Here is a 20753-nt window from a genome sequence, read left to right as displayed (position 1 = left end):
TTTTACAACTGTTTTTCTAAGAATAAAGCAAAATCCATACCGAAATTTTCAGGGTTCTCTTTGATAGTTTTGAGTTGCAAGATTTTGAAATGTTCCAATCTTTTGAGTTGGTTTTCTTTAGGAAGGGGTACGCAACATTCTCTTGTGTTGGACGGGATGTAAGAGAGGACATATTTGCCGAGCAAATAAGCGGTATAAAGTGCTACAGTATCGATACCGATGACCACTTTGGCATGTGCGATGTCCTCTAAAAGCGTGGAGTGGCTAAACGTAGCACTTGGGTCAATCGCTTGATACACTTCATGCGTATCGGAGGGGTGAAGGCGAATTAGGATGTTTTTGCACCCAAATTTTTTTTTAAATGTAAGAATATCTGTAAAAACCTCTTTTTCGGTAAAACCCCAGCCGTAGGCATCTCCAAAAGATCGCGTCGCCACTTTGGCGGTAGGTTCGCTTAAAAAGAGCAGAGTGTCATTTTCGGGTATGTTTGCTAAAACACTTTGAGCTTCTTTGTGTTGAGCCGCCAAGGCATAGTTTTTTATGGCGATGATGTTAGGAAGCCCCAAGGTTTTGGCTTTATCGAAGCTTGTTTGATCGTGTGCCGCGATGAAGGGGGGGAGGTTGTTCTCCCAGTTTTTTTCAGGGTATCCGAAGCGTTCGCGGTAATTTGTCCAGTGGTCTAAAAAGGCGACGCTAGGAATATTATGTGCTTTAGTATAGTCTAAAAAGTAGTACTCAAAGTGGTTTTGCCAGCCTGTACCATAAAGGACAATAGAAGGTTTAAATAAAGCAAGTTTTGCTTCTATATCGTTTTTTTCTGGGGTTATTTTATGCCAAAAATGTTTTAGTTTTTTAGTTTTGATGAGAGTGTAGCATGGTGAATCTACTAAAGAGAAGATACGAAATTCTCCTACTTGCAAAGAGGCTTTGAGGAGTTCTAAAAGAATTTCAGCTCCTCCGGCATCGTGGGCAAAGAGAGCAATTTTTCTCACTCAGCATCCTCAATGTTGAGTCTGTCTCCAAAGCTTAAATCTCTTTTGGCACATTTACCCAAAATCTCATTCAAATACTTGGGGTGAAGACCATACCCTGGGCGGACGGAGCGGATATTTTCTTCGCTAAAAATGTCACCTTTTGTAATATCTTTTGCCACATAAAGGCTCCTTGAAAACTGTCTGCCTTTGATGGTTTTTTCATTGGTGTTATAAGTAGGCTTACCCAGTAATTTTTCAGCCTCACGTACGGCTTGAACCATTTGCGTAAAGGCTTCCTCATCCAAAGAGAAACTTGCATCTGCTCCACCAATGGCTCTGTCTAAAATAAAATGCTTTTCGATGACTTTAGCACCCAGTGCGACTGCGGCAATCGGTGCAGTGATGCCAAGAGTGTGGTCTGAAAAGCCTGCAATGACACCAAAACGTTTGCTGAGGTCTGGTATGGTGAGAAGGTTTGCACTCTCAAGTGGGGCAGGGTAAGAGGAGGTGCATTGCAGTAAAACAATGTCGTTGTTTCCCTCTTTTTTGCAGAGAGCAACTACATCTTCGATCTCTTGAAGTGTTGCAATTCCTGTGGAGATGATGATGGGTTTTTGTTTGGAAGCGATGTAGCGCACGAGCTCATAATCAGTCACCTCAAAGCTTGCCACTTTATACGCAGGAGGGTTCAGCGTCTCTAAAAAATCCACAGCACTTTTGTCAAACGGTGTTGAAAAACAGAGGAGTCCTTCTTCTTTGGCAACCTCAAAAAGCTCTTTATGCCACTCCCATGGGGTATACGCTTCCTTGTAGAGTTCATAATATGTTTTGTTATCCCACAGAGTGCCACCTTTGACAACAAAATCTTCTTTATCGCAGTTAAGCGTTAAGGTGTCAGCGGTGTAGGTTTGAAGTTTAATAGCATCAGCGCCTGCTTTTTTAGCCGCTTTTATAGTTTGTTTTGCAATGTCTAGGCTGTGCCCATGATTGGCAGAGAGTTCGGCAATAATGAGTGTTTTCATTCCTGTTAAATCAAAGTTTCCTATTTTCATCGGCTCTCTCTATTTTTAATGTATAACGATTCCCTTCAATCTCAAAAAAGGCGGGGTATGATTCATTATCTACGATGCGCAGGAGATTGAATTGGTCGTGAATAGTTTTGTGAATATCCAACTTACTATCTTTGGCACTTCGTTTCGCGTACACTGTTGATTCCCCTTTTTGCTGGTGTGGGGTTTTGTAGAGCTCATAATGTTCTAAAAATTCTAAACACATTTGCATAATAAATTCAGCTTGCTTATTTCGTAATTCAGCATTGAGCTCATAACCATTTAGGTGAAGGATTTTTTGCATATAAATATCCCCATCATCTATACCTTCGGAAGCTTCGAACATCGAAAAAGGAATCTCATTTTTACCTTCAAGTATTTGCCAAAACATGGGTGCCCATCCTTTGCCTTGAGGTAAGGCAGAAGCGTGAATAACGATGTTGTGTTGGTGTTGTTGTAAGTATTTTTTTTCGATAATACGGTGGTAACTTAGAATAAAAACAAGCGTATAGGTTTCGTCTATTGCTTGATGATCAAAAAAAAGTTTAGAATTTTGGATTGTTGTTTCAAGCTTTTGTGCATAAGCGATAAACCATTGATTTGGTGAGGTAAGAATGGCAATTTTCATTGGAAAAGCCTTTGAATTTCATTTTTTAATAAAGCGTCATTAAATGCTTCTAACACCGTATATTCTTGTGCTTGAAGGTATGCAAATATATCGTCTTGATTGCTTGCCACTTTAATCGCGATGAAGGGTATTTCCATAAAGAGTACTTCATGCACCATAACGCTCGGTGTCACGATGGCAAGACGGCTTTGGTGTAGCAGTTTGGCTACTTCGTTCGAGTTTACATGTAAAGCGATATTGGGCTTATCTTGGGTGTAGTTTTGAAGCTCATGAAGATGTGCATTGGCGCTCGTTGTCAGAACGCTTACATGTAAAGATTTTGGGAGGGTTTTTAAGATGGAAAGGGTGATGTTCGATGCGTCTGTACCACCCATGGCGACCAGCACATCGTAGATTTTTTCACAGGATTTTTCTTTTTCGAGTTTAAACTCTTCGCGGATAAGTGTGTAGACACTTCCGCAACGTAATTCACATGTTTTGGGTACAAGATTTGTGTACCGCGCTGCATTTGCGGAGAGATTGTGGTTGAGTAAAATATCACAGTGATGCGCTTGGTAGGTGTCATCAAAGCTTAGGATTTTCACTCCTGTAGCCTCTTTGACGCTTCGCTCAAAATGTGCATCAATGCCGTAATGATCAATCACTAAAAGTTTTACATGTAAAGCTTTAATGAGGGCTATTAGCTCTTCTGCGTCGTTTGATTTTAATATTTTGACTTCGTAGGGAATGGAGGCGATGATATTGCCCTCCAAATTTTGACACGCAAAAAAGACTTCACCCTCAAAACTTTTGGCAAGCACTAAATCTCGCATGATATGCCCAAGCCCGATGGTGCTTGAACTATCCGCTCTTATGAGTGTTTTCATGAAGTCCAAGTGCTTTAAACATAAACTCAGCCCTCATCCAATCTTCGGGCGTATCAATGTCTTGCACCAAATGGCGAGGTAAAAGAACAGCGGTAGAGTGGGGTGCAAAAATGATTTTGCCTTCCAACCATGCCTCGGGCGTTCCCCAGTAAAATTGTCCCGCATCGTGGTAAGCATCTTCCAAATCTTGACTTCGTGTATTAAAATTTTCAGGTGAAAACATCTCGACACGATCCTCTTTGGTCAGGCGAATCGCACGTTGAATAGGAAACGGAAAACTCGTGGCGCTAAACGCATACGATGCTTTGGTAAGTTTGAGTTTTTCGTATGCCTCTTTGATAAACATCGCTTGCACAAAAGGAGCCGTCGCATAAATACAACAGATAGCATCTAGTTGTGATAACTCTTTATGGCATGTTTCTCTTATCGCATGGGCGATGACAGGAATGGTTGCCGTGTGGTCATCACTGAGTTCCTTGGGACGCATAAAGGGAACTTCAGCACCTAATGTTCGTGCCAATGCGGCAATCTCTTCATCGTCAGTGCTCACAATAATTTTGTCAAAACAGCCACTTTTTTTGGCGGCTTCAATGCTGTAAGCGATCATGGGTTTGCCACAAAATTCTTTAATATTTTTACGAGGAATGCGTTTGCTTCCTCCTCGCGCAGGAATAATAGCCAGTCTCATCGTTTACATCCTTTAATTGAAGCGAGTGTTTCAAGCAGGGTGTCTGCAACCATACGTGCATCTTCCATGCTCATGCCTTGATGGCAGGGGATGGAGAGTTCTGCTTTGTAAAAATCTTCCGTTGTTTCCAAACGTTGTTCGCCAAAAAGCTTTTTGTAGTAGCTAAATTGATAGACAGGTTTATAGTGAACTTGCACCCCTAAACCTTTTACATGTAACGCTTGGAAGATCTCTTCTTTGGAGCACCAAAGGGAACGATCGAGCAAAAGAGGGTAGAGATGGTAGGTGCTTCGCTTGGTTTGATCAATCGCAATCGTGGTGAAGTAGGGATTGTTTGCAAATCGTTTATCATAATAGTGCGCGATTTCGTTGCGTTTATCAATAAAATGCTCCAATCGTTTGAGTTGTGAAAGTCCCAAGGCGCATGCTACATCACTAAGGCGATAGTTTTCGCCCAATGTAACCATGTCAGAATTCCATAATTCTTTTTTAATAATGCCATGTGAGCGTAACAGTTTGGCTTGTTCATAAAAAGCAGTATTATTCGTGGCAATAGCGCCACCTTCAAAGGTCGTAATAGGCTTAATCGCATGAAAACTAAAGATGGTCATATCTGCCGTTACGCCTACTTTTTTACCATTGATTTGGCTTCCCAGTGCATGGCTAGCATCTTCGATTAAAAAGAGTTTATGCTTGTCGCACAGTGCTTTAAGGGTATCAATAGGCAGTGGATTTCCGCCAAAATCCACAGGCGCTATTGCTTTCGTTTGAGGAGTGATTAACGCCTCTATTTTGCGTTCGTCAATATTGCCATCATAACGAATATCGCAAAATATAGGGGTTGCTCCGCATTGGATGGCAGTGTTAGAGGTTGCAGCAAATGTGAGAGGTGTTGTGATGACTTCATCACCCTTTTGAAGTCCAATAATCTGATAAGCGACATGCAGAGCAGAAGTGGCGGAGTTCATGACACACACATGTTTAACGCCAAGGTAGTGTGCCAAGGCCTCTTCAAAGTCGCTGACTTTTTTCCCACCGGTGAGAAAATCGCCTTTCAGTGTCTCTACAACCGCATCGATATCGCTTTGATCGATACTTTGTCTGCTATACGGAATCATGCGTTTATCATCTCCATTAAGCCTTTGGCATCAAGCCATTGTGTATTCGTCTCTGAACTATACTCAAAGCCGTATTTAACAGGCGTTCCCTTCTCTCCAATTGCGTTACATGTAAAGTCATTGCGTTGGGTAAACAGGATGCTTGGTTGAATGACATAGTGGTCATGAAATTCAAGTGTTAAGTGGCTGTCATCTTTGGGAACCATCACTTCATGCATCTTTTCACCGGGACGAATACCGATGATTTTAACGCCCAAATGCGGTGCCATACTTTTGGCTAAATCGACCATTTTCATCGAAGCAATTTTAGGAATGAAGATTTCGCCACCTTGCATTCGTTGGAAATTTTTAAGCACAAAATTGACCCCTTGCTCCAACGTAATCCAAAAACGTGTCATCTCAGCTTCCGTAATAGGAAGCTCCTTAGCTCCCTCTGCCATCAGCTTTTTAAAGAAAGGAACAACCGAGCCACGGGAGCCTACAACATTGCCATAACGAACAACGGCAAATTCTGTTCTACGCGCACCTCTGATGTTATTGGCCGCAACAAAAAGTTTATCGCTCGCCAGTTTGGTTGCACCATAAAGATTGATAGGATTGGCCGCTTTGTCAGTGGAGAGAGCGATGACTTTTTCAACACCGCATTCAAGAGCAGCGTCAATCACGTTTCCAGCACCATTGATGTTGGTTTTAATGCATTCCATTGGATTGTACTCGGCAATAGGAACATGCTTGAGTGCCGCAGCATGAATGACATAATTGACGCCATACATCGCATTTTTAAGCCGATCAACATCACGTACATCGCCTATAAAAAAACGCATGCAAGGGTCGGTGAATTGCTGTGCCATTTCATACTGTTTGAGTTCATCGCGAGAATAAATGATGATTTTATTGGGTTTATAATTTTTTAAAAGAATCTCGGTATATTTTTTGCCAAAACTGCCTGTTCCGCCCGTGATAAGAATATTTTTGCCATTAAACACGATAAACCTTTTTGATTGAAGTCGTTAATACGTCAAATTGACGATGCTTGCCACTGGGGCATGCTTTGCTTCTCAAAAGCAATTTTAGTACCGTTTCTTAATTTGACATTCGTATAATAGGAGTAGTATAATGAATGTATCTTTAAACGAGGAGCATCTGATGAACGTTTCCAGTAGTTCCAATACGCAAGTACTCAATTTAATCACTCAAAATAAATCCCAAACCGATATGATGTTAGAAAAAATCAATGCGACTAAAGAAATCAATGGCACCGATGGCGCTACTTTGGTTGTTTCTAATACATTGGCTTCTCAGATGGCAGCCTTAAGCCAAGGGGTGCAAAATTCGAATGAAACGGTCAGTATGTACCAAATTGCCGATGCTTCTGTGCAGGCAATTCAAGCAGGAACCGATAAATTAAATGACCTCTCCGTTCGTTACAATAATGCTACGCTTGGAAGTGAACAAAAAACAAGTTTACAAAAAGAGTTTACGGACGTTAGCACTGCCATGCAAGATATTGCAAACCAAACAACGTATAATGGTCAAAATCTTCTCAGTAGCAACTATGGACTCGATGTTTCAGGCTTAAGTGATCTCAAAATTAGTGATCAAGCAGGCATCGCAAGTTTTAGAGACAATATGAGCGCTCTTTCGTCTACTATCAGTTCTCAGATCAACAGCGCTAGTAGCAGCATCAGCAGTTCTTTAACGACGATGACGAACTTAAGCAGTGCCAATTCTCAAATGTCTGAAACGCCCCTCGATCAAAAGATTGCCGCAATCAACAACGATCAAATCAAGCTGACCAGTTCGGTTTTAACTCAAATTCATCAAAATAGTATGATGCAACAAAATATTTCGGCACTTTTAGTTTAAGTGTCGCTCTTTTTTTAGCCTTCTTTCATGCCACGTATCAATAATCAAACTTTTTATGAAAATGCTATCAAACGGTATGGTTGTACGGCCAGAGGGTTGAATTGGAATTCAAAACAGTCGCAACACACGCGTTTTGAAGTGATTCATACACTTTTGGAAGCACACTTACCTTCGAGTAAGATTGTCGATGCAGGATGTGGTTTTGGCGATCTTTATCTTTTTCTACAGCAAAAAGGCTCTTTACCTCGCAAATATATTGGGTATGATACGCTCCAAGAGGCCATTTTTGTGGCGCATAAACGGACTAAACAGCATTTTGTTCATAAAGATATTTTAAACGACGAGCTTGAATTGGCGGACTTTTATATCGCCAGTGGGTCGATGAATATTTTAAACCGTTTTGAGACGTTCTTATTTATTCGCCGTTGTTATGAAGCTTCTAAAAAAGGTTTCGTGTTCAATCTGCTTAAGGGTGAAGAGAAGCAAGGGCATTTTAACTATTTTTTACCTCATGAGATTGAAGCGTATACGAGTGAGTTTGCTTACGATGTTGAAATGTACGAGGACTATATGGAAGGTGATTTCACCGTATTTTTGAAGAAGGAAGATGTATGAAAAAGCTCTTACTTGGAATTGTTGGGCTCTATTTGGTGGCGATGGGGTATCTCTATTTTACCCAAGATGCGCAAGTGTTCAATATTAAGGCGATTGCAAAGCAAGCCAAAGTGAGTGGGGAAACGATTGAGGCTCTTTCTTTACATGTCAAAGAGGGCGTTGACTTAGAAGGAGTATTGCGACACGATGCACAGAGTGATGCAGGGGTGATTCTTTACTTTGGGGGTAATGCGGATGATGCTACCCAATTTCTTTTACATGTAAAGGATATTCAAGGTTACGACATCATCGCTTTTAATTATCGAGGCTATGGCGAAAGTACAGGAACACCAAGTGAGCAAGCCTTGTTTGAAGATGCGCTCAAGATTTACGATACGTACGCAAAAGGGCGTAAAGTGGTGTTGATTGGGCGAAGTTTAGGAACGGGCGTTGCAACCTATCTTGCTTCGCAAAGGGTTGTAGATGGGTTGGTGCTGATTAGTCCTTATGATTCGATTCTCTCTATCGCCAAAATAAAGTATCCTTTCTTCCCGGTTGATCTGATGCTAAAAAATAAATTTGAAACCATTGAGTACCTTCCTTTAGTCAAGTCAAAAATAGCGGTAATGGAAGTCGAAAATGACACAGTCATTCCTCATTATCATCTCGAAAAACTCTTAGAAGTAATGCCGAGTCGTCCTTTACATGTAATCTTGAGCCATACAACACATAATAACGTATTTGAACACCCTGCCTTTGCGAAAGAGCTACAAACTATATTAGGAAAAATCATTGAATAAAGTCTATATTAAACACTCCGTTGTTCCCAAACTAAGACGCTTTACCCCATGGGTTTATGCCAACGAAATCGACTCTAGTCTAGAGGAGTTTCAAAGCGGTGAAGTCGTCGCACTCTTTTCCAAAAAAGATGGTTTTTTAGGAACAGCCTATGTCAATCCAAAATGCGCTATTTTTGCACGCGTTCTTAGCTTTGGCAAAGAGGAGATCGGCAAAAAGTTTTTCCACAACCGCATCAAAAGAGCCATTGCAAAACGTGAAGCACTTCTATCTCAAACGAATGCCGTACGTCTCATCCACTCCGAAGCAGACTTCTTGCCAGGGCTTATTGTGGATAAATACGGCGACACACTCTCCATTCAGATCAACACCGCTGGCATGGAAACGTTTCGTGAGCTTATTTTGAGCACGCTTAAACAGCTCGTAAATCCTTCGTGGATCGTTGAAAAATCTGATGAACACTCACGTGAAATCGAAGGCTTAGAGAGTAAAAATGGCACACTTTTTGGCACACCAACCAAGCAATTTGAGCTAAGTGAAAATGGTTTGACTTTTTTAGTGGACATTGAAGATGCCCAAAAGACAGGCTTTTACCTTGACCAACGTAAAAATAGAGCGATTTGTGCGAGTTACATTAAAGAAGGCGATACCGTACTTGACATCTGCTGTAACGCAGGTGGATTTGGTATCTATGCGCTTGCCAAGGGTGCTAAAAATGCCGTCTTTGTAGACATCTCCGAATCAGCCATAGAGCAAACCAAAGCCAATTTAGCCGCCAATGCAATAGAAACGTATGAAACCTACACGGCCGATGCATTTACGTTTATGAAAGAGAAAAAGTATAAAAATAGTTTTGATCTCATCGTGCTTGACCCACCATCCTTCGCCAAAACCAAAGAGCAAGCCAGTGGCGCCAAACGAGGTTTCAAACATCTCTTGATGGAATCCACGAAAGCGGTGAAAGACGGCGGTTTAATTGCACTCTTCTCCTGTTCCTTTCACGTCGGCAAAAAAGAGCTTTTAGAGATCGCGATGGAAGTCTCACATGACCTTAAAGTGCAATACATCCTCTTAGAGCAAATGCAACAAGACTCAGATCACCCGTGTTTGATTAACGCTTCCGCATCGTTTTATCTGAATGGGTTGTTGTTGAGGGTGGAGAAGTAAGAAATATAGAGCATAAAATGGGAACTACTTTTTACATGTAAAACAGTGTTACAACGAAAATTTGTAACGGAAAAATATGTGGAGAATAACCAATGAGATTTAATCCAATAAGAGGAAGAGAGGTATATCTGGAAGAGGATATGTATATGCTAAAATCATTTCTAGCAAGACAATATGAACCTGGAGATCCTATGGGGAATATGGCTGCAAGCCATATTGGGAGCATTATTAAATGCTATCTTTGCGGACTTTCTAAAGAGATACAACCCGTTATTGCCCGTTCCCTTGAATGGCTCAATCTTGCCATTGAACAGGATGAATGGGGAGATCACGTGCGTCCAGATTTTCATCGTTGGGAATTGCATGAGGCAAAAGCATTGGCACTGTGGCTTCAAAGTGCTGATCCTGCGATAGAAATATGGAATAAAGCAAGACAATTTAACTTATCTATTGTGAATGGCGGTGCATATCAAAAAAAGTGCTAAAACGCTAGGACTAGATGATTACATGAGTTGTTGTATTCACGCAGAGCAGTATGAAGCAGGTGTAATGGAGTATGAAAAATACTACGGCGTCTCTAAAGTTTCGTTTGGAGGTTCTATGGCTCCAAGAAAATGGGCGTATGCTTTCTGCCTTAATCATATCAAACCACAATTTGATCCTGAAAAACTGTTTCAAGCAGGGCGCAAGATGCTTCAAACTCATCTGGATAACAATTGGCTGGGCGTAGGACAAAACATTCGTGCGGCGATGTGGCTTAAAAATGTCTATTGGCATGACAATCGTACGTTAAGTCCTTTAGAGACCATTTTAAAAGCATATGAAAATATGCCTGATGTTCCAAAACCAGATTTTATTGAAAATTGAAAAAGCTATCACTAAAATCTACACTACCTCAAACGTCCCTTTCTCAATAAAACTCAAAAATTCTGCTTTAAATTTAGCTCTATTTTCATCTTCTTGTATCCAAAGTAGGTGGATTTTACGCTCGGCTTCGATGATGGGAAACCATGTTCTTTGCAAAGCGTGATCTAACATGCAACGATCGTAAATGGACTCTAAAAAGTTCCAGACAATGAAAGCGTAGGTGTTGTATTGAATCTCTTCATCTAAAGTGCGTTCACGGTCTTGTCTCAGCAGAAAAGGCTTATTGAGGGCTTCTTTGAGAATTTCAAAATACATTTTATCAATCTCCCCGTAATGGACGATTTGCATCGTTTTACGGTACATCCGTATCGAATAAATCAGTGCAAAGATAGCCATCATCGTAGCTAAAATACTCATGATAGCACTAATGGCAGTCCAGAGAGTTTCATATTCATCGCTTAAAAAAATTTCCATCAACAATCCTTTTAAATGAGGTTTAAAATCGGTGGTACAAGCTCAAGCATTTGAGCAATGCGTGGGTCATCTTTTGTGCATCCATAAACATCCACATAGAGTTTTTCAATCCATACTTGTAAGGTGGCTTTTGAGACTTCTCTCATGCTAGGATGATACACTAAAAGCTCCATAGGTGGAGGTTCTTCATTACTTTGCAGTGCTAAAATATAATCAAAGGGGTCAATTTTCAATGCACCCAAACGACGGTAAAAGAGTTCTCGTTTTTCGCGAATTGCTTGCTCCGATGAGCTCTTCTCGGGTGAGTCAATTTCAATCAGAAGCGCACGTATGCCATGTGTTTGAAACAGTTGATCAATGCTCCTTTTTAAAAGCGTTGAGCCAAGCCCAATACCTCTTTGCGTTTCATCAATCGCCATGTATTCCAGCAGAAAAAAATCTTCATGGTGCGGATGATACATGATACAAAATCCTACAATTTTTTCGTCATTATACGCTAGATAGATCGTGTAAAAAGAGGCATGCTGCATCGCTAAAAGTGCATCGCGAGATTTTTGTTCTGAAAGAGGGAAAGCGGTCGAGTAGATGGCATAAAAACCATCAAACTCGTGTGTGTTATGTTGCTCTAAAGCTTTTACATGTAAAGCCATAATTGCTTATTTTAAAATACGTGGTAAGGTAATGCCAGTTTGCCCTTGGTACTTACCGTGTTTATCTTTATACGTGGTCTCACATGCGGTATCACCCTCTAAAAAGAGCACTTGCGCGATGCCTTCATTGGCATAAATTTTGGCGGGGAGTGGTGTTGTATTGGAAATTTCGATGGTAATGTGTCCTTCAAATTCTGGCTCAAAGGGCGTGACATTGACGATGATACCACAACGTGCATACGTACTTTTCCCTAGACAAATGGCAAGGACGTTTTTAGGAATTCTAAAGTATTCCACGGTGCGTGCCAAGGCAAAAGAGTTAGGTGGAACAATGCAGATGTCACCTACGAAATCAATCACATTTTTATCGTCAAATTCTTTGGGATCAACTACGGTGGAGTTTACATTGGTAAAAATCTTAAATTCACGTCCTACGCGAATGTCATACCCATAACTACTGACACCATAACTGACGACATCTTTACCGACCTGATCGTCGCAAAAAGGCTCTATCATACGCTCTTTGAGCGATTTTTCTCGTATCCAACTGTCTGCTTTTAAACCCATAATTTCCCTTAAGTGATCGTATATATTTAGTATGGTATTATAACACATTTTATGTTATGCCAAAAAATGGCAAATATTTAGGAGAAACCGAATGGATAAAAATGAAATTAGAGAGTTAATACGTATTTTTGATAAAAGTGATATTACAAAACTCAAAATCAAAGAGGGTGATTTTAGCATTGAACTGCAAAAAGGTTTTGATGGTCCTGTTACGTATGCAACAGCTCCAGTTATGCAAGCTCCAAACGTTGCTCCCGTAGCAGCCCCTATTGCTCAAGTTGGAGGCGAGGCGAGTGTTAATGCAGCGCCAGTAGCGGTAGGCTTATGTATGAAATCACCTATGGTAGGAACTTTCTATCGATCTCCAGCTCCTGGTTCGGCTCCATTTGCAAAAGTAGGCGATGTGATCCGTAAAGGTCAACCTATCGGTATTATCGAAGCGATGAAAATTATGAATGAAATTGAAGCAGAGTTTGACTGTAAAGTCTTAGATATCCTTGTTGAAGATGGTCAGCCTGTAGAATACGATATGCCAATCTTCGCGGTGGAGAAAGTGTAATGAAGATTGAGAAAATTCTTGTTGCCAATCGTGGTGAGATCGCCCTTCGCGCAATACGCACCATCAAAGAGATGGGAAAACAAGCGATTGCGGTTTATTCCACTGCGGATAAAGATGCGCTCTATCTTCAATATGCCGATGCGAGTATTTGTATTGGTGGTGCAAAATCATCTGAGAGTTATTTAAGTATTCCTGCGATCATCAGTGCGGCTGAGATCAGTGGCTGTGATGCCATTTTCCCAGGGTATGGTTTTTTAAGTGAGAACCAAACCTTTGTTGAAGTCTGCCAACACCACAATATCAAATTTATTGGGCCTTCCGTTGATTCTATGGTTTTGATGAGCGATAAGTCTAAAGCCAAAGACGTCATGAAAAAAGCTGGAGTACCCGTTATTCTTGGAAGTGAAGGGGTGCTTGAAAGTGTTGAAGAAGCCAAAAAGCTTGCTGAGCAAATCGGACTTCCTGTCATTGTGAAAGCTAGTGCAGGCGGTGGTGGACGTGGTATGCGTGTGGTTGAAAAGATGGAAGATTTGGAAAAATCGTTTCTTGCCGCAGAAAGTGAAGCGCTCAGTGCGTTTGGCGATGGTACACTTTACATGGAAAAATACATTAAAAACCCACGTCATATCGAAGTACAAGTGATTGGTGATTCGTTTGGCAATGTTGTCCATATTGGTGAGCGTGATTGTTCGATGCAACGTCGTCACCAAAAACTGATTGAAGAGTCTCCAGCCATTGCACTCGATGCCAAAACAAGAGCACGACTTCATGAAGTAGCCGTTAAAGCAACGAAATATATCGGATATGAAAATGCAGGTACGTTTGAGTTTCTTTTGGATGCCGATAAAAATTTCTATTTTATGGAAATGAACACCAGACTTCAAGTCGAGCATTGTGTCAGTGAGATGGTCAGCGGTATCGACATTATTGAGTGGATGATTCGTGTGGCTGAAGGTGAAAAACTTTTTGATCAAAGTGCACTCACTTTCCGTGGTCATTCGATTGAGTGTCGTATTACGGCAGAAGATCCTGTCAAATTTATTCCAAGTCCAGGTAAAATTACAAAGTATATTATTCCTGGTGGACGCAATGTTCGTATGGATTCTCATGCGTATCAAGGCTATATCGTTCCTCCTAATTATGACTCTATGATTGGCAAGTTGGTTGTGTGGGGTGAAACACGTGACCGTGCCATTAAAAAGATGAGAGAAGCTTTGAATGAGTTACAAATAGAGGGTATTAAAACGGTAAGAGATTTTCACTTGAATATGATGGATAATGAAGATTTTATCGAAAATAGATTTGATACAAACTATCTTTCACGCTACTAAATAACAGTAAGGTCAACATGGCGACCTTTAACTTCTTTCTTATTTGACTATGGTGCTCTGATAACTTGAATGTTAGCAGATGATTTTAACTTTTCAAAATACTCTTCAATTGCTTTTTGTTCTTTACCTTCTCCAAGTTTTGAGTAGATATAGTTTTTAGCATCCGCAAAAGAGACGGTTTGAACATTGTATTTCTCTTTCACAAAAAACATCACATAATTTGAATCGTTTTTAGAGATCGCAGTAAATTTACCTTTAGCGGTTTTATTGAGGAGTGCTAAAAGTTTTGGATCCGTTTTGCCTGCTTCAATTTTTCCTTCTTGAAGCTGGACATCACTCACGGCGCTCATGGGATTATTTTGAATAGCAGTTAGGCTTTGTTGATTAGCGCTGGTGTAGATTGTAACATCAAATGCGCTTGCTTGTGAAAATTCATTAAGGTTTTCATTATAATAAGCTTGTAGGTCACTATCCCCCATTTGTTGCATTTTGGTACTAACAATTTTTTTTATAGAGTTTATCACGTTGTAATTTCTTTTTAAGATCCTCTTTATACTCAGAAATTTCAATATTTTTTGAACGGATCATATTAAGGAAATCATATTGATTCATATTGTTACTAATTGCTAAGTTTTCGATATATTGATCGACTTCAAAATTGTCAACAGCGATATTTTTGTTTTTTTGATTTCAGATTCTTCAAGCTTTTGTCTTACTAAAATATCTAATGCTTCTTTTTTGGGGATGTTAAAGCGCTGTGAATACTTGAAAACATCAAATAATGTAATAGGCTCTTTATTAATAATGATAGAAACTCCATCAACAGTACTTGCATTTACAGGTGAAAAAAAGTAAGGTTGTACACAACGTTACAAAAGTTAACACCTTTAGTTTAATCTTCATCAATAATCCTTTATTTTAAGAAAAATAGCTATATAATCGTGTTGTATTATACAAAACAAGCTACGTATGATAACATCTTTTTTGACAAAAAAAATTAAAAAAAAATGTTTTTTCTCCAGCTCCAGTGGATTTTTTAATCACTACGTAACGAAATGATACATAATTTATACATAATTTATAAAATAAAGAATGAAGGTACAGTTATGGTTGTGACACGCTTTGCCCCTAGTCCTACGGGATATCTGCATATTGGAGGGCTTAGAACGGCTCTTTACAGTTATTTGTGGGCAAAAAGAAATAATGGAAAATTTTTATTTCGTATTGAAGATACAGATCTTGCTCGAAACTCCAAAGCAGCAGCAGATGCTATTGTCGAGGCATTCAAATGGGTTGGTTTAGCGCATGAGGGTGAGATTGTTTATCAATCAGAGCGTTTCGATCTCTATAAAAGTTATGTTCAAAAGCTTTTGGATGCTGGAAAAGCGTATAAATGTTATATGAGCAAAGAGGAGCTTGATGCACTTCGAGAAGCTCAAATGGCACGTAAAGAACGCCCAAAATATGATGGGAGATACCGTGACTTTACGGGAACGCCTCCAGTGGGCGTTGAGCCTGTTATTCGTATCAAAGCACCCACAAGTGGCGTGATCTCTTTTGTCGATGGCGTTAAAGGTGAAGTCAGTTTTAATGCGAGCGATATGTTGGATGATTTCATCATCGCTAGAAGTGATGGCACACCAACCTATAACTTTGTTGTTGTCATCGATGACGCGCTGATGGGCGTTAATGAAGTTATCCGTGGGGATGACCATCTTTCCAACACACCTAAACAGATCATTTTATATCAAGCGCTTGGTTTCGATATTCCCAAATTTTACCATGTTCCTATGATTTTAAATCCTCAAGGTAAAAAGCTCTCTAAACGCGATGGTGCCGTTGATGTGATGGAGTATAAGAGGGAAGGGTATCTGCCAGAAGCACTGCTCAATTTTCTGATTCGTTTAGGTTGGAGTCATGGTGATCAAGAGATTTTCTCATTTGAGCAGATGCAAGAGCTGTTTGATCCTTCAAATATCAATAAATCAGCTTCGGCTTATAACCAAGAAAAACTGGTATGGCTTAATGCGCATTATATAAAACAAGCAAGCCATGCGCGCTTAATTGATGAATTGCGCTTTTTTGATGTCGATATTACGTTACATGTAAAGAAAGAGTTACTGATTGACGCACTTCGTGATCGTGCTAAGACCTTAGTGGAGTTTGCTGCTATGGTAAAACAGATTTTAGAGGCACCAATGTGTTACGATGAAAAAGCGGTTGAGAAGTTCTTAACTGCCGAAGGGCTAACTGTTTTAGAGCAGTATCTTGAAGCGCTAAAAGACGCAAAAGAGCTCAATAGTGCGAGTGAATTTGAAACAGTTACCAAAGGATTTTTAGAAGAAAAGGGTTTAAAACTTAAAGATCTTGCGCAAGCCATTCGTATTGCCATGGTAGGTAATTCTGTGAGTCCTTCTATCTTTGAAGTGTTGGAAATTATTGGATATGCCAATGTTATACAGAGAATTCAAAAATTAATATCTTATAAAAGGAGTTAGTGTGAGTAATAAGGGGAAAGTTACTAAAGAAGAGTCTTTAGAATATCATATTGGTGGGAAAATTGAAATTAGTGTTAAAACGCGTTGTGATACTGCTAGAGATCTTTCAATGGCGTACACTCCAGGCGTTGCACATCCTTGTTTAGAGATTGAAAAAGATAATGAATTAGCGTACAAATATACCAACAAAGGTAATCTTGTAGCCGTCATTAGTGATGGAACAGCCGTTCTAGGTCTTGGTGATATTGGTGCCGTTGCAGGTAAACCCGTTATGGAAGGCAAGTCTGTCCTTTTCAAAAAATTTGCGGATGTTGATGCGTTTGATATTGAATTAGATGAACATGACATTGATAAAATCGTTGCGATTTGTAAAGCGCTTTCTCCAACATTTGGTGGTATCAATCTTGAAGATATTAAAGCACCCGGTTGTTTTGAAATAGAGCGAAAGCTTCAAGAATGTGTTGATATTCCTGTCATGCACGATGATCAACATGGAACAGCAATGATTACGTCTGCTGGACTTATCAATGCCCTTGAAATCAGCGGCAAAAAAATTGAAGAGATGAAAATTGTCGTCTCTGGTGCAGGTGCTGCAGGAATTGCATGTGCAAAAATGTACAAACTCTTGGGTGCTAAAAAAATTGTGATGCTTGATAGTAAGGGTGTTATCCATGTTGGTAGAACAGACCTTAACACATACAAAGCAGAGTTTGCATTGGAAACAAGTGATAGAACCATAGAAGATGCAATGCGAGGGGCTGATATGTTTTTAGGTCTTTCAAAACCGGGTGTTGTCAGCCAAGAGATGGTTAAATCCATGAATCCATACCCAATTATTTTCGCCCTTGCAAACCCAACGCCTGAAATCTTACCTGAAGAAGTTCATGCAGTAAGAGATGACGTTATGATGGGAACAGGTCGAAGTGACTACCCGAACCAAGTCAATAATGTTTTAGGTTTTCCTTTCATCTTTAGAGGCGCGCTTGATGTGAGAGCAACCAAAATTACAGAAGGCATGAAAATGGCTGCAGCCGTTGCGATGGCAAAATTAGCCAAAGAAGACGTGCCTGATTATGTCAAAGCAGCTTATAACGGGGAAGATCTTAAATTTGGTATCAATTACATCATCCCAAAACCATTTGATCGAAGGGTCTTTGTGTGGATTTCTGCCGCGGTTGCAGAAGCTGCAATCAAAGATGGTGTTGCGCGTGTAAAAGATTTTGATATGAAAGCCTATCGTGCAAAACTTCAAGCCATTATTGATGCGGAGCAAAAATAAGTGAAAAAACGTTCATGTCATCAAACATCCTCTGATCGAGCATAAGCTTTCGATTTTGAGAGATGAAAAAACAGAGCCATTTCAGTTTCGACTTTTAGTCGATGAAATATCTCATTTGATGTTATTTGAAGCAACCCGTGATTTACCTCTTCGTGACATTAAAGTCCAAACACCTGTTGCGTTGGCTAATACTAAAAAATTAGATGCAAAAATCATGATCTGTCCGATTCTTCGGGCAGCTCTTGGCATGTTGGATGGTATTTTTAAATTAATCCCTGATGCCAGTGTTGGATTTTTAGGATTTCAGCGCAATGAAAAAACACTTGAAGCAGAGTTTTACTATGCGAAGCTACCACCTGATCATAAAGAGCGTATTGCGATTATTATCGATCCGATGTTTGCTACAGGTGGAACGGCGATTGATGCCGTGAACTTTTTAAAGTCTAAAGGGGTGAAAGATATACGCTTTTTAGCGTTGGTTTCGGCACCTGAGGGACTTAAACGTTTTTGTGAGATACATCCTGATGTACCTGTTTTTACAACGTGTATTGATGATGGCTTGAATGAAAATGGCTACATTATTCCAGGTCTTGGTGATGCAGGAGATAGAGTTTTTAATACGGTAAACAGCTAATCAAAACTCTTTTCTGACGTTTACATGTAAAACGGGCGAAGCCCGTTTTACTATACTGCCCCTTGATCAATCATCGAGTCAGCCACTTTTCGAAATCCTGCAATATTCGCACCCAACATCAAGTTCCCTTCATCGCCAAACTCTTTAGATGTTTTATAGGAAAGCTCAAAAATATTTTTCATAATGCCTCTGAGTTTACTATCGACTTCGGCAAAACTCCATTTTTGCATGCTTGCATTTTGGCTCATCTCTAATTGACTGGTGGCAACACCACCGGCATTGGCAGCCTTTGCAGGGCCGTAAAACATTTTGTGAGCCAACATGAAGTCAATCGCTTGCGGGGTGCTTGGCATATTCGCTCCTTCATTAACCAGCCGACAACCGTTTTTATAAAGAATTTGAATGTCGTTTAGGTTGAGTTCATTTTGTGTTGCACTAGGAAATGCTGCAAAACAAGGGATACTCCAGACAGCATTCGTTCCCTCGGGATATTGACTGACAGGAATGTAGGTCGCTTCAGCATGAACGTTAAGGTATTCACTTAAATCTTTACGTGCAATCTCTTTAATGGCTTTAAGTGCATTAAAATCAATGCCGTTTTTATCGTAGATCATCCCACGAGAGTCACTGCATGTCACAGGTAGCGCTCCCATATCATAGAGCTTTTGAATCGTATAAAGTGCCACATTGCCTGCTCCTGATACGGTGCATACTTTGCCTTTAAGGGAGTCACCCACTTTGTTGAGAATATTTTCTGCAAAATAGACTGAACCATAGCCTGTCGCTTCTGTTCGAGCGAGCGAACCTCCCCAGTTGAGTCCTTTGCCCGTTAATGCCCCTTCAAAACGACCCGTTAAGCGTTTATACTCACCAAACAGATAGCCAATCTCACGCCCACCGACACCAATATCACCCGCAGGGATGTCTTTTGTCTCTCCAATATGTTTGGAGAGTTCCACCATAAACGATTGGCAAAAGCGCATGATTTCACCTTCACTTTTACCTTTAGGGTCAAAATTACTGCCACCCTTTGCACCACCAATGGCAAGCCCTGTCAGAGAGTTTTTAAAGGTCTGCTCAAAGCCTAAAAACTTGATAATACCAAGATTAACACTGGGATGAAAACGAAGACCGCCTTTATAGGGTCCTATGGAAGAGTTAAACTGTACACGGTAACCAATATTGGTTTGGATTTTTCCTTGATCATCGATCCAGACAACACGAAAGAGAATTTGACGTTCAGGAATGACAATACGCTCTAGTATATTGTACTGATCGTATTTGGATTCTGCCTGTAAAAGCGGTTCAAGCGAGGTTAAAACCTCCTCAACCGCTTGGTAAAACTCAGTTTGGCCAGGGGTACTCTCAATCGTGGATTGAAGAACTTTATCAATATAACGTTTCACGGACATCGGGCAACTCCTTTGAGGATTTTACGACGAAGGCTTTTTGAGGCGTTTGGCTTTTTTGAGAAAAATAAACAGTGCTTTCTGTTCTTTTTTCTGAATAGAATAACTGATAAGTTTAAGATACTCTTTGATGTCAAGGGCTGCAATACCACGCTCTTTGGCATAGGTATGTAAAATATAGTTTGGAATTTTGATTGGGCGTTGAACAAATTTTTGCTGAGAGTTTTTTTATAAAAGCTTTGACGCACATTTACACACAATCGTGCAAAAACAAACGGCAGATGATATTTATCATGCCATATCTGAGCAAGATCAATATACGCATCGGGCTCTTGCAGATAGAGCTTAAGTGCTCGATCACCGATGAAAACTTCACCTTCAAGCCCAAGAACACGGGCTAACATATTGGAGGTAGCAGAGGCTGGGTCTCTTTTAGCAACACCCTTCTTTAAAATAACACTTTTAACATTTTTTTGCGCCACTATGCCAATAGGCAAAGGGGTGATTGATTTGCGTTTACTTTCAATACTGGAAATAAATGCGGCATCCACAACACGTTTTCTAAATTTACGGTTGATACTGGAGGGAACAGATTTCTGATGCTCACATGAACGTTTAAAAGCGTTGGGTAGCGAGGCTCGTTTTAAAAAAACATGAAATGGAAGAAGATTGATATAGTCTATCTTTCCAAAAACCATACAGACTCCTTATTACTAGGTTTTGTATTATAACTTGTC

At 40.2% G+C, this 20753-nt stretch carries 23 protein-coding genes and 1 pseudogene; 11 read left to right on the top strand and 13 right to left on the bottom strand.

Translation table 11 applies throughout. From position 1 onward, the window contains the following. Positions 1-2 precede the first annotated feature (2 nt). The 7 genes from Sdiek1_RS14220 to pseB are packed head-to-tail and all read right to left on the bottom strand — an operon-like array spanning position 3 to position 6309. The gene (locus Sdiek1_RS14220) at positions 3-992 is read right to left on the bottom strand and encodes a glycosyltransferase family protein (protein WP_087439708.1); all 990 of its coding nucleotides are present in this window, start codon (positions 990-992) and stop codon (positions 3-5) included. Continuing rightward, positions 989-2026, bottom strand: coding sequence for a pseudaminic acid synthase (gene pseI / locus Sdiek1_RS14215; protein WP_087439707.1), 1038 nt, complete (start codon positions 2024-2026; stop codon positions 989-991). The genes Sdiek1_RS14220 and pseI overlap by 4 nt, the downstream gene beginning before the upstream one ends. Further along, on the bottom strand, positions 2007-2651 hold the full coding sequence (locus Sdiek1_RS14210; protein ID WP_087439706.1) for a formyltransferase family protein: 645 nt from the start codon (positions 2649-2651) through the stop codon (positions 2007-2009). The genes pseI and Sdiek1_RS14210 overlap by 20 nt, the downstream gene beginning before the upstream one ends. Next, complete coding sequence (pseG, locus tag Sdiek1_RS14205) at positions 2648-3517, bottom strand: UDP-2,4-diacetamido-2,4,6-trideoxy-beta-L-altropyranose hydrolase (protein WP_087439705.1); 870 nt, start codon at positions 3515-3517, stop codon at positions 2648-2650. Before pseG ends, Sdiek1_RS14210 begins: the two co-directional genes overlap by 4 nt. After that, a complete protein-coding gene (gene pseF, locus Sdiek1_RS14200) occupies positions 3492-4205 on the bottom strand; it encodes a pseudaminic acid cytidylyltransferase (protein ID WP_087439704.1) in 714 nt (237 codons plus the stop codon). The genes pseG and pseF overlap by 26 nt, the downstream gene beginning before the upstream one ends. Next, entirely contained in the window at positions 4202-5323 is a 1122-nt protein-coding gene (pseC, locus tag Sdiek1_RS14195) for a UDP-4-amino-4,6-dideoxy-N-acetyl-beta-L-altrosamine transaminase (RefSeq protein WP_087439703.1), read from the bottom strand. Before pseC ends, pseF begins: the two co-directional genes overlap by 4 nt. Continuing rightward, on the bottom strand, positions 5320-6309 hold the full coding sequence (pseB, locus tag Sdiek1_RS14190; RefSeq protein WP_087439702.1) for a UDP-N-acetylglucosamine 4,6-dehydratase (inverting): 990 nt from the start codon (positions 6307-6309) through the stop codon (positions 5320-5322). Before pseB ends, pseC begins: the two co-directional genes overlap by 4 nt. Before the next feature lie 160 nt (positions 6310-6469). Between pseB and Sdiek1_RS14185 the strand changes: the two genes are divergently transcribed. The 6 genes from Sdiek1_RS14185 (at position 6470) to Sdiek1_RS14160 (ending at position 10615) form a co-directional block, all read left to right on the top strand. Next, complete coding sequence (locus tag Sdiek1_RS14185) at positions 6470-7189, top strand: flagellin (RefSeq protein WP_087439701.1); 720 nt, start codon at positions 6470-6472, stop codon at positions 7187-7189. Between the two features lie 27 nt (positions 7190-7216). After that, positions 7217-7804, top strand: a complete 588-nt coding sequence (locus Sdiek1_RS14180; RefSeq protein WP_087439700.1) for a methyltransferase domain-containing protein — start codon at positions 7217-7219, stop codon at positions 7802-7804. Further along, positions 7801-8583, top strand: a complete 783-nt coding sequence (locus tag Sdiek1_RS14175; protein ID WP_087439699.1) for an alpha/beta hydrolase — start codon at positions 7801-7803, stop codon at positions 8581-8583. The genes Sdiek1_RS14180 and Sdiek1_RS14175 overlap by 4 nt, the downstream gene beginning before the upstream one ends. After that, a complete protein-coding gene (locus Sdiek1_RS14170) occupies positions 8576-9748 on the top strand; it encodes a class I SAM-dependent rRNA methyltransferase (protein WP_087439698.1) in 1173 nt (390 codons plus the stop codon). Before Sdiek1_RS14175 ends, Sdiek1_RS14170 begins: the two co-directional genes overlap by 8 nt. 146 nt (positions 9749-9894) lie before the next feature. Further along, a complete protein-coding gene (locus tag Sdiek1_RS14165) occupies positions 9895-10233 on the top strand; it encodes a hypothetical protein (protein ID WP_151897996.1) in 339 nt (112 codons plus the stop codon). Further along, positions 10211-10615, top strand: a complete 405-nt coding sequence (locus tag Sdiek1_RS14160) for a hypothetical protein (RefSeq protein ID WP_151897995.1) — start codon at positions 10211-10213, stop codon at positions 10613-10615. The genes Sdiek1_RS14165 and Sdiek1_RS14160 overlap by 23 nt, the downstream gene beginning before the upstream one ends. An 18-nt stretch (positions 10616-10633) precedes the next feature. Here the strand turns inward: Sdiek1_RS14160 and Sdiek1_RS14155 are convergent, their stop codons facing one another. Genes Sdiek1_RS14155 through dcd form a run of 3 tightly spaced genes read right to left on the bottom strand, consistent with a single transcriptional unit; the run spans position 10634 to position 12306 of the window. Then, positions 10634-11089 (bottom strand): hypothetical protein, encoded by a 456-nt coding sequence (locus tag Sdiek1_RS14155; RefSeq protein ID WP_087439695.1) that lies wholly within the window; start codon positions 11087-11089, stop codon positions 10634-10636. An 11-nt stretch (positions 11090-11100) separates the two neighbouring features. Continuing rightward, positions 11101-11739: a GNAT family N-acetyltransferase gene (locus tag Sdiek1_RS14150; protein ID WP_087439694.1), complete on the bottom strand. Its 639-nt coding sequence runs from the start codon at positions 11737-11739 to the stop codon at positions 11101-11103. Between the two features lie 6 nt (positions 11740-11745). Beyond that, on the bottom strand, positions 11746-12306 hold the full coding sequence (dcd, locus tag Sdiek1_RS14145; protein ID WP_087439693.1) for a dCTP deaminase: 561 nt from the start codon (positions 12304-12306) through the stop codon (positions 11746-11748). Between the two features lie 91 nt (positions 12307-12397). On the opposite strand from dcd, the gene accB reads away from it, so the two are divergent. Beyond that, on the top strand, positions 12398-12865 hold the full coding sequence (gene accB / locus Sdiek1_RS14140; RefSeq protein ID WP_087439692.1) for an acetyl-CoA carboxylase biotin carboxyl carrier protein: 468 nt from the start codon (positions 12398-12400) through the stop codon (positions 12863-12865). Next, positions 12865-14196, top strand: a complete 1332-nt coding sequence (locus Sdiek1_RS14135; RefSeq protein WP_087439691.1) for an acetyl-CoA carboxylase biotin carboxylase subunit — start codon at positions 12865-12867, stop codon at positions 14194-14196. Before accB ends, Sdiek1_RS14135 begins: the two co-directional genes overlap by 1 nt. 47 nt (positions 14197-14243) lie before the next feature. Here the strand turns inward: Sdiek1_RS14135 and Sdiek1_RS15370 are convergent, their stop codons facing one another. Beyond that, on the bottom strand, positions 14244-14720 hold the full coding sequence (locus tag Sdiek1_RS15370; protein WP_238099039.1) for a peptidylprolyl isomerase: 477 nt from the start codon (positions 14718-14720) through the stop codon (positions 14244-14246). 582 nt (positions 14721-15302) lie between these two features. On the opposite strand from Sdiek1_RS15370, the gene gltX reads away from it, so the two are divergent. Genes gltX through upp form a run of 3 tightly spaced genes read left to right on the top strand, consistent with a single transcriptional unit; the run spans position 15303 to position 18607 of the window. Beyond that, positions 15303-16694, top strand: coding sequence for a glutamate--tRNA ligase (gene gltX / locus Sdiek1_RS14125; RefSeq protein ID WP_087439690.1), 1392 nt, complete (start codon positions 15303-15305; stop codon positions 16692-16694). Between the two features lies 1 nt (position 16695). Continuing rightward, complete coding sequence (locus tag Sdiek1_RS14120) at positions 16696-17973, top strand: malic enzyme-like NAD(P)-binding protein (RefSeq protein ID WP_087439689.1); 1278 nt, start codon at positions 16696-16698, stop codon at positions 17971-17973. 19 nt (positions 17974-17992) lie between these two features. After that, the gene (gene upp / locus Sdiek1_RS14115; RefSeq protein WP_087439688.1) at positions 17993-18607 is read left to right on the top strand and encodes a uracil phosphoribosyltransferase; all 615 of its coding nucleotides are present in this window, start codon (positions 17993-17995) and stop codon (positions 18605-18607) included. Between the two features lie 50 nt (positions 18608-18657). On the opposite strand, the gene gdhA is transcribed toward upp, so the two are convergent. Then, positions 18658-20019, bottom strand: coding sequence for an NADP-specific glutamate dehydrogenase (gdhA, locus tag Sdiek1_RS14110; RefSeq protein WP_087439687.1), 1362 nt, complete (start codon positions 20017-20019; stop codon positions 18658-18660). A gap of 21 nt (positions 20020-20040) precedes the next feature. Beyond that, positions 20041-20714, bottom strand: a pseudogene (locus Sdiek1_RS14105) (MqnA/MqnD/SBP family protein). Positions 20715-20753 lie beyond the last annotated feature (39 nt).

The organism is Sulfurospirillum diekertiae, assembly GCF_002162315.1.
Lineage (GTDB): Bacteria > Campylobacterota > Campylobacteria > Campylobacterales > Sulfurospirillaceae > Sulfurospirillum.
This window is presented reverse-complemented; position numbering and strand designations above follow the sequence as displayed.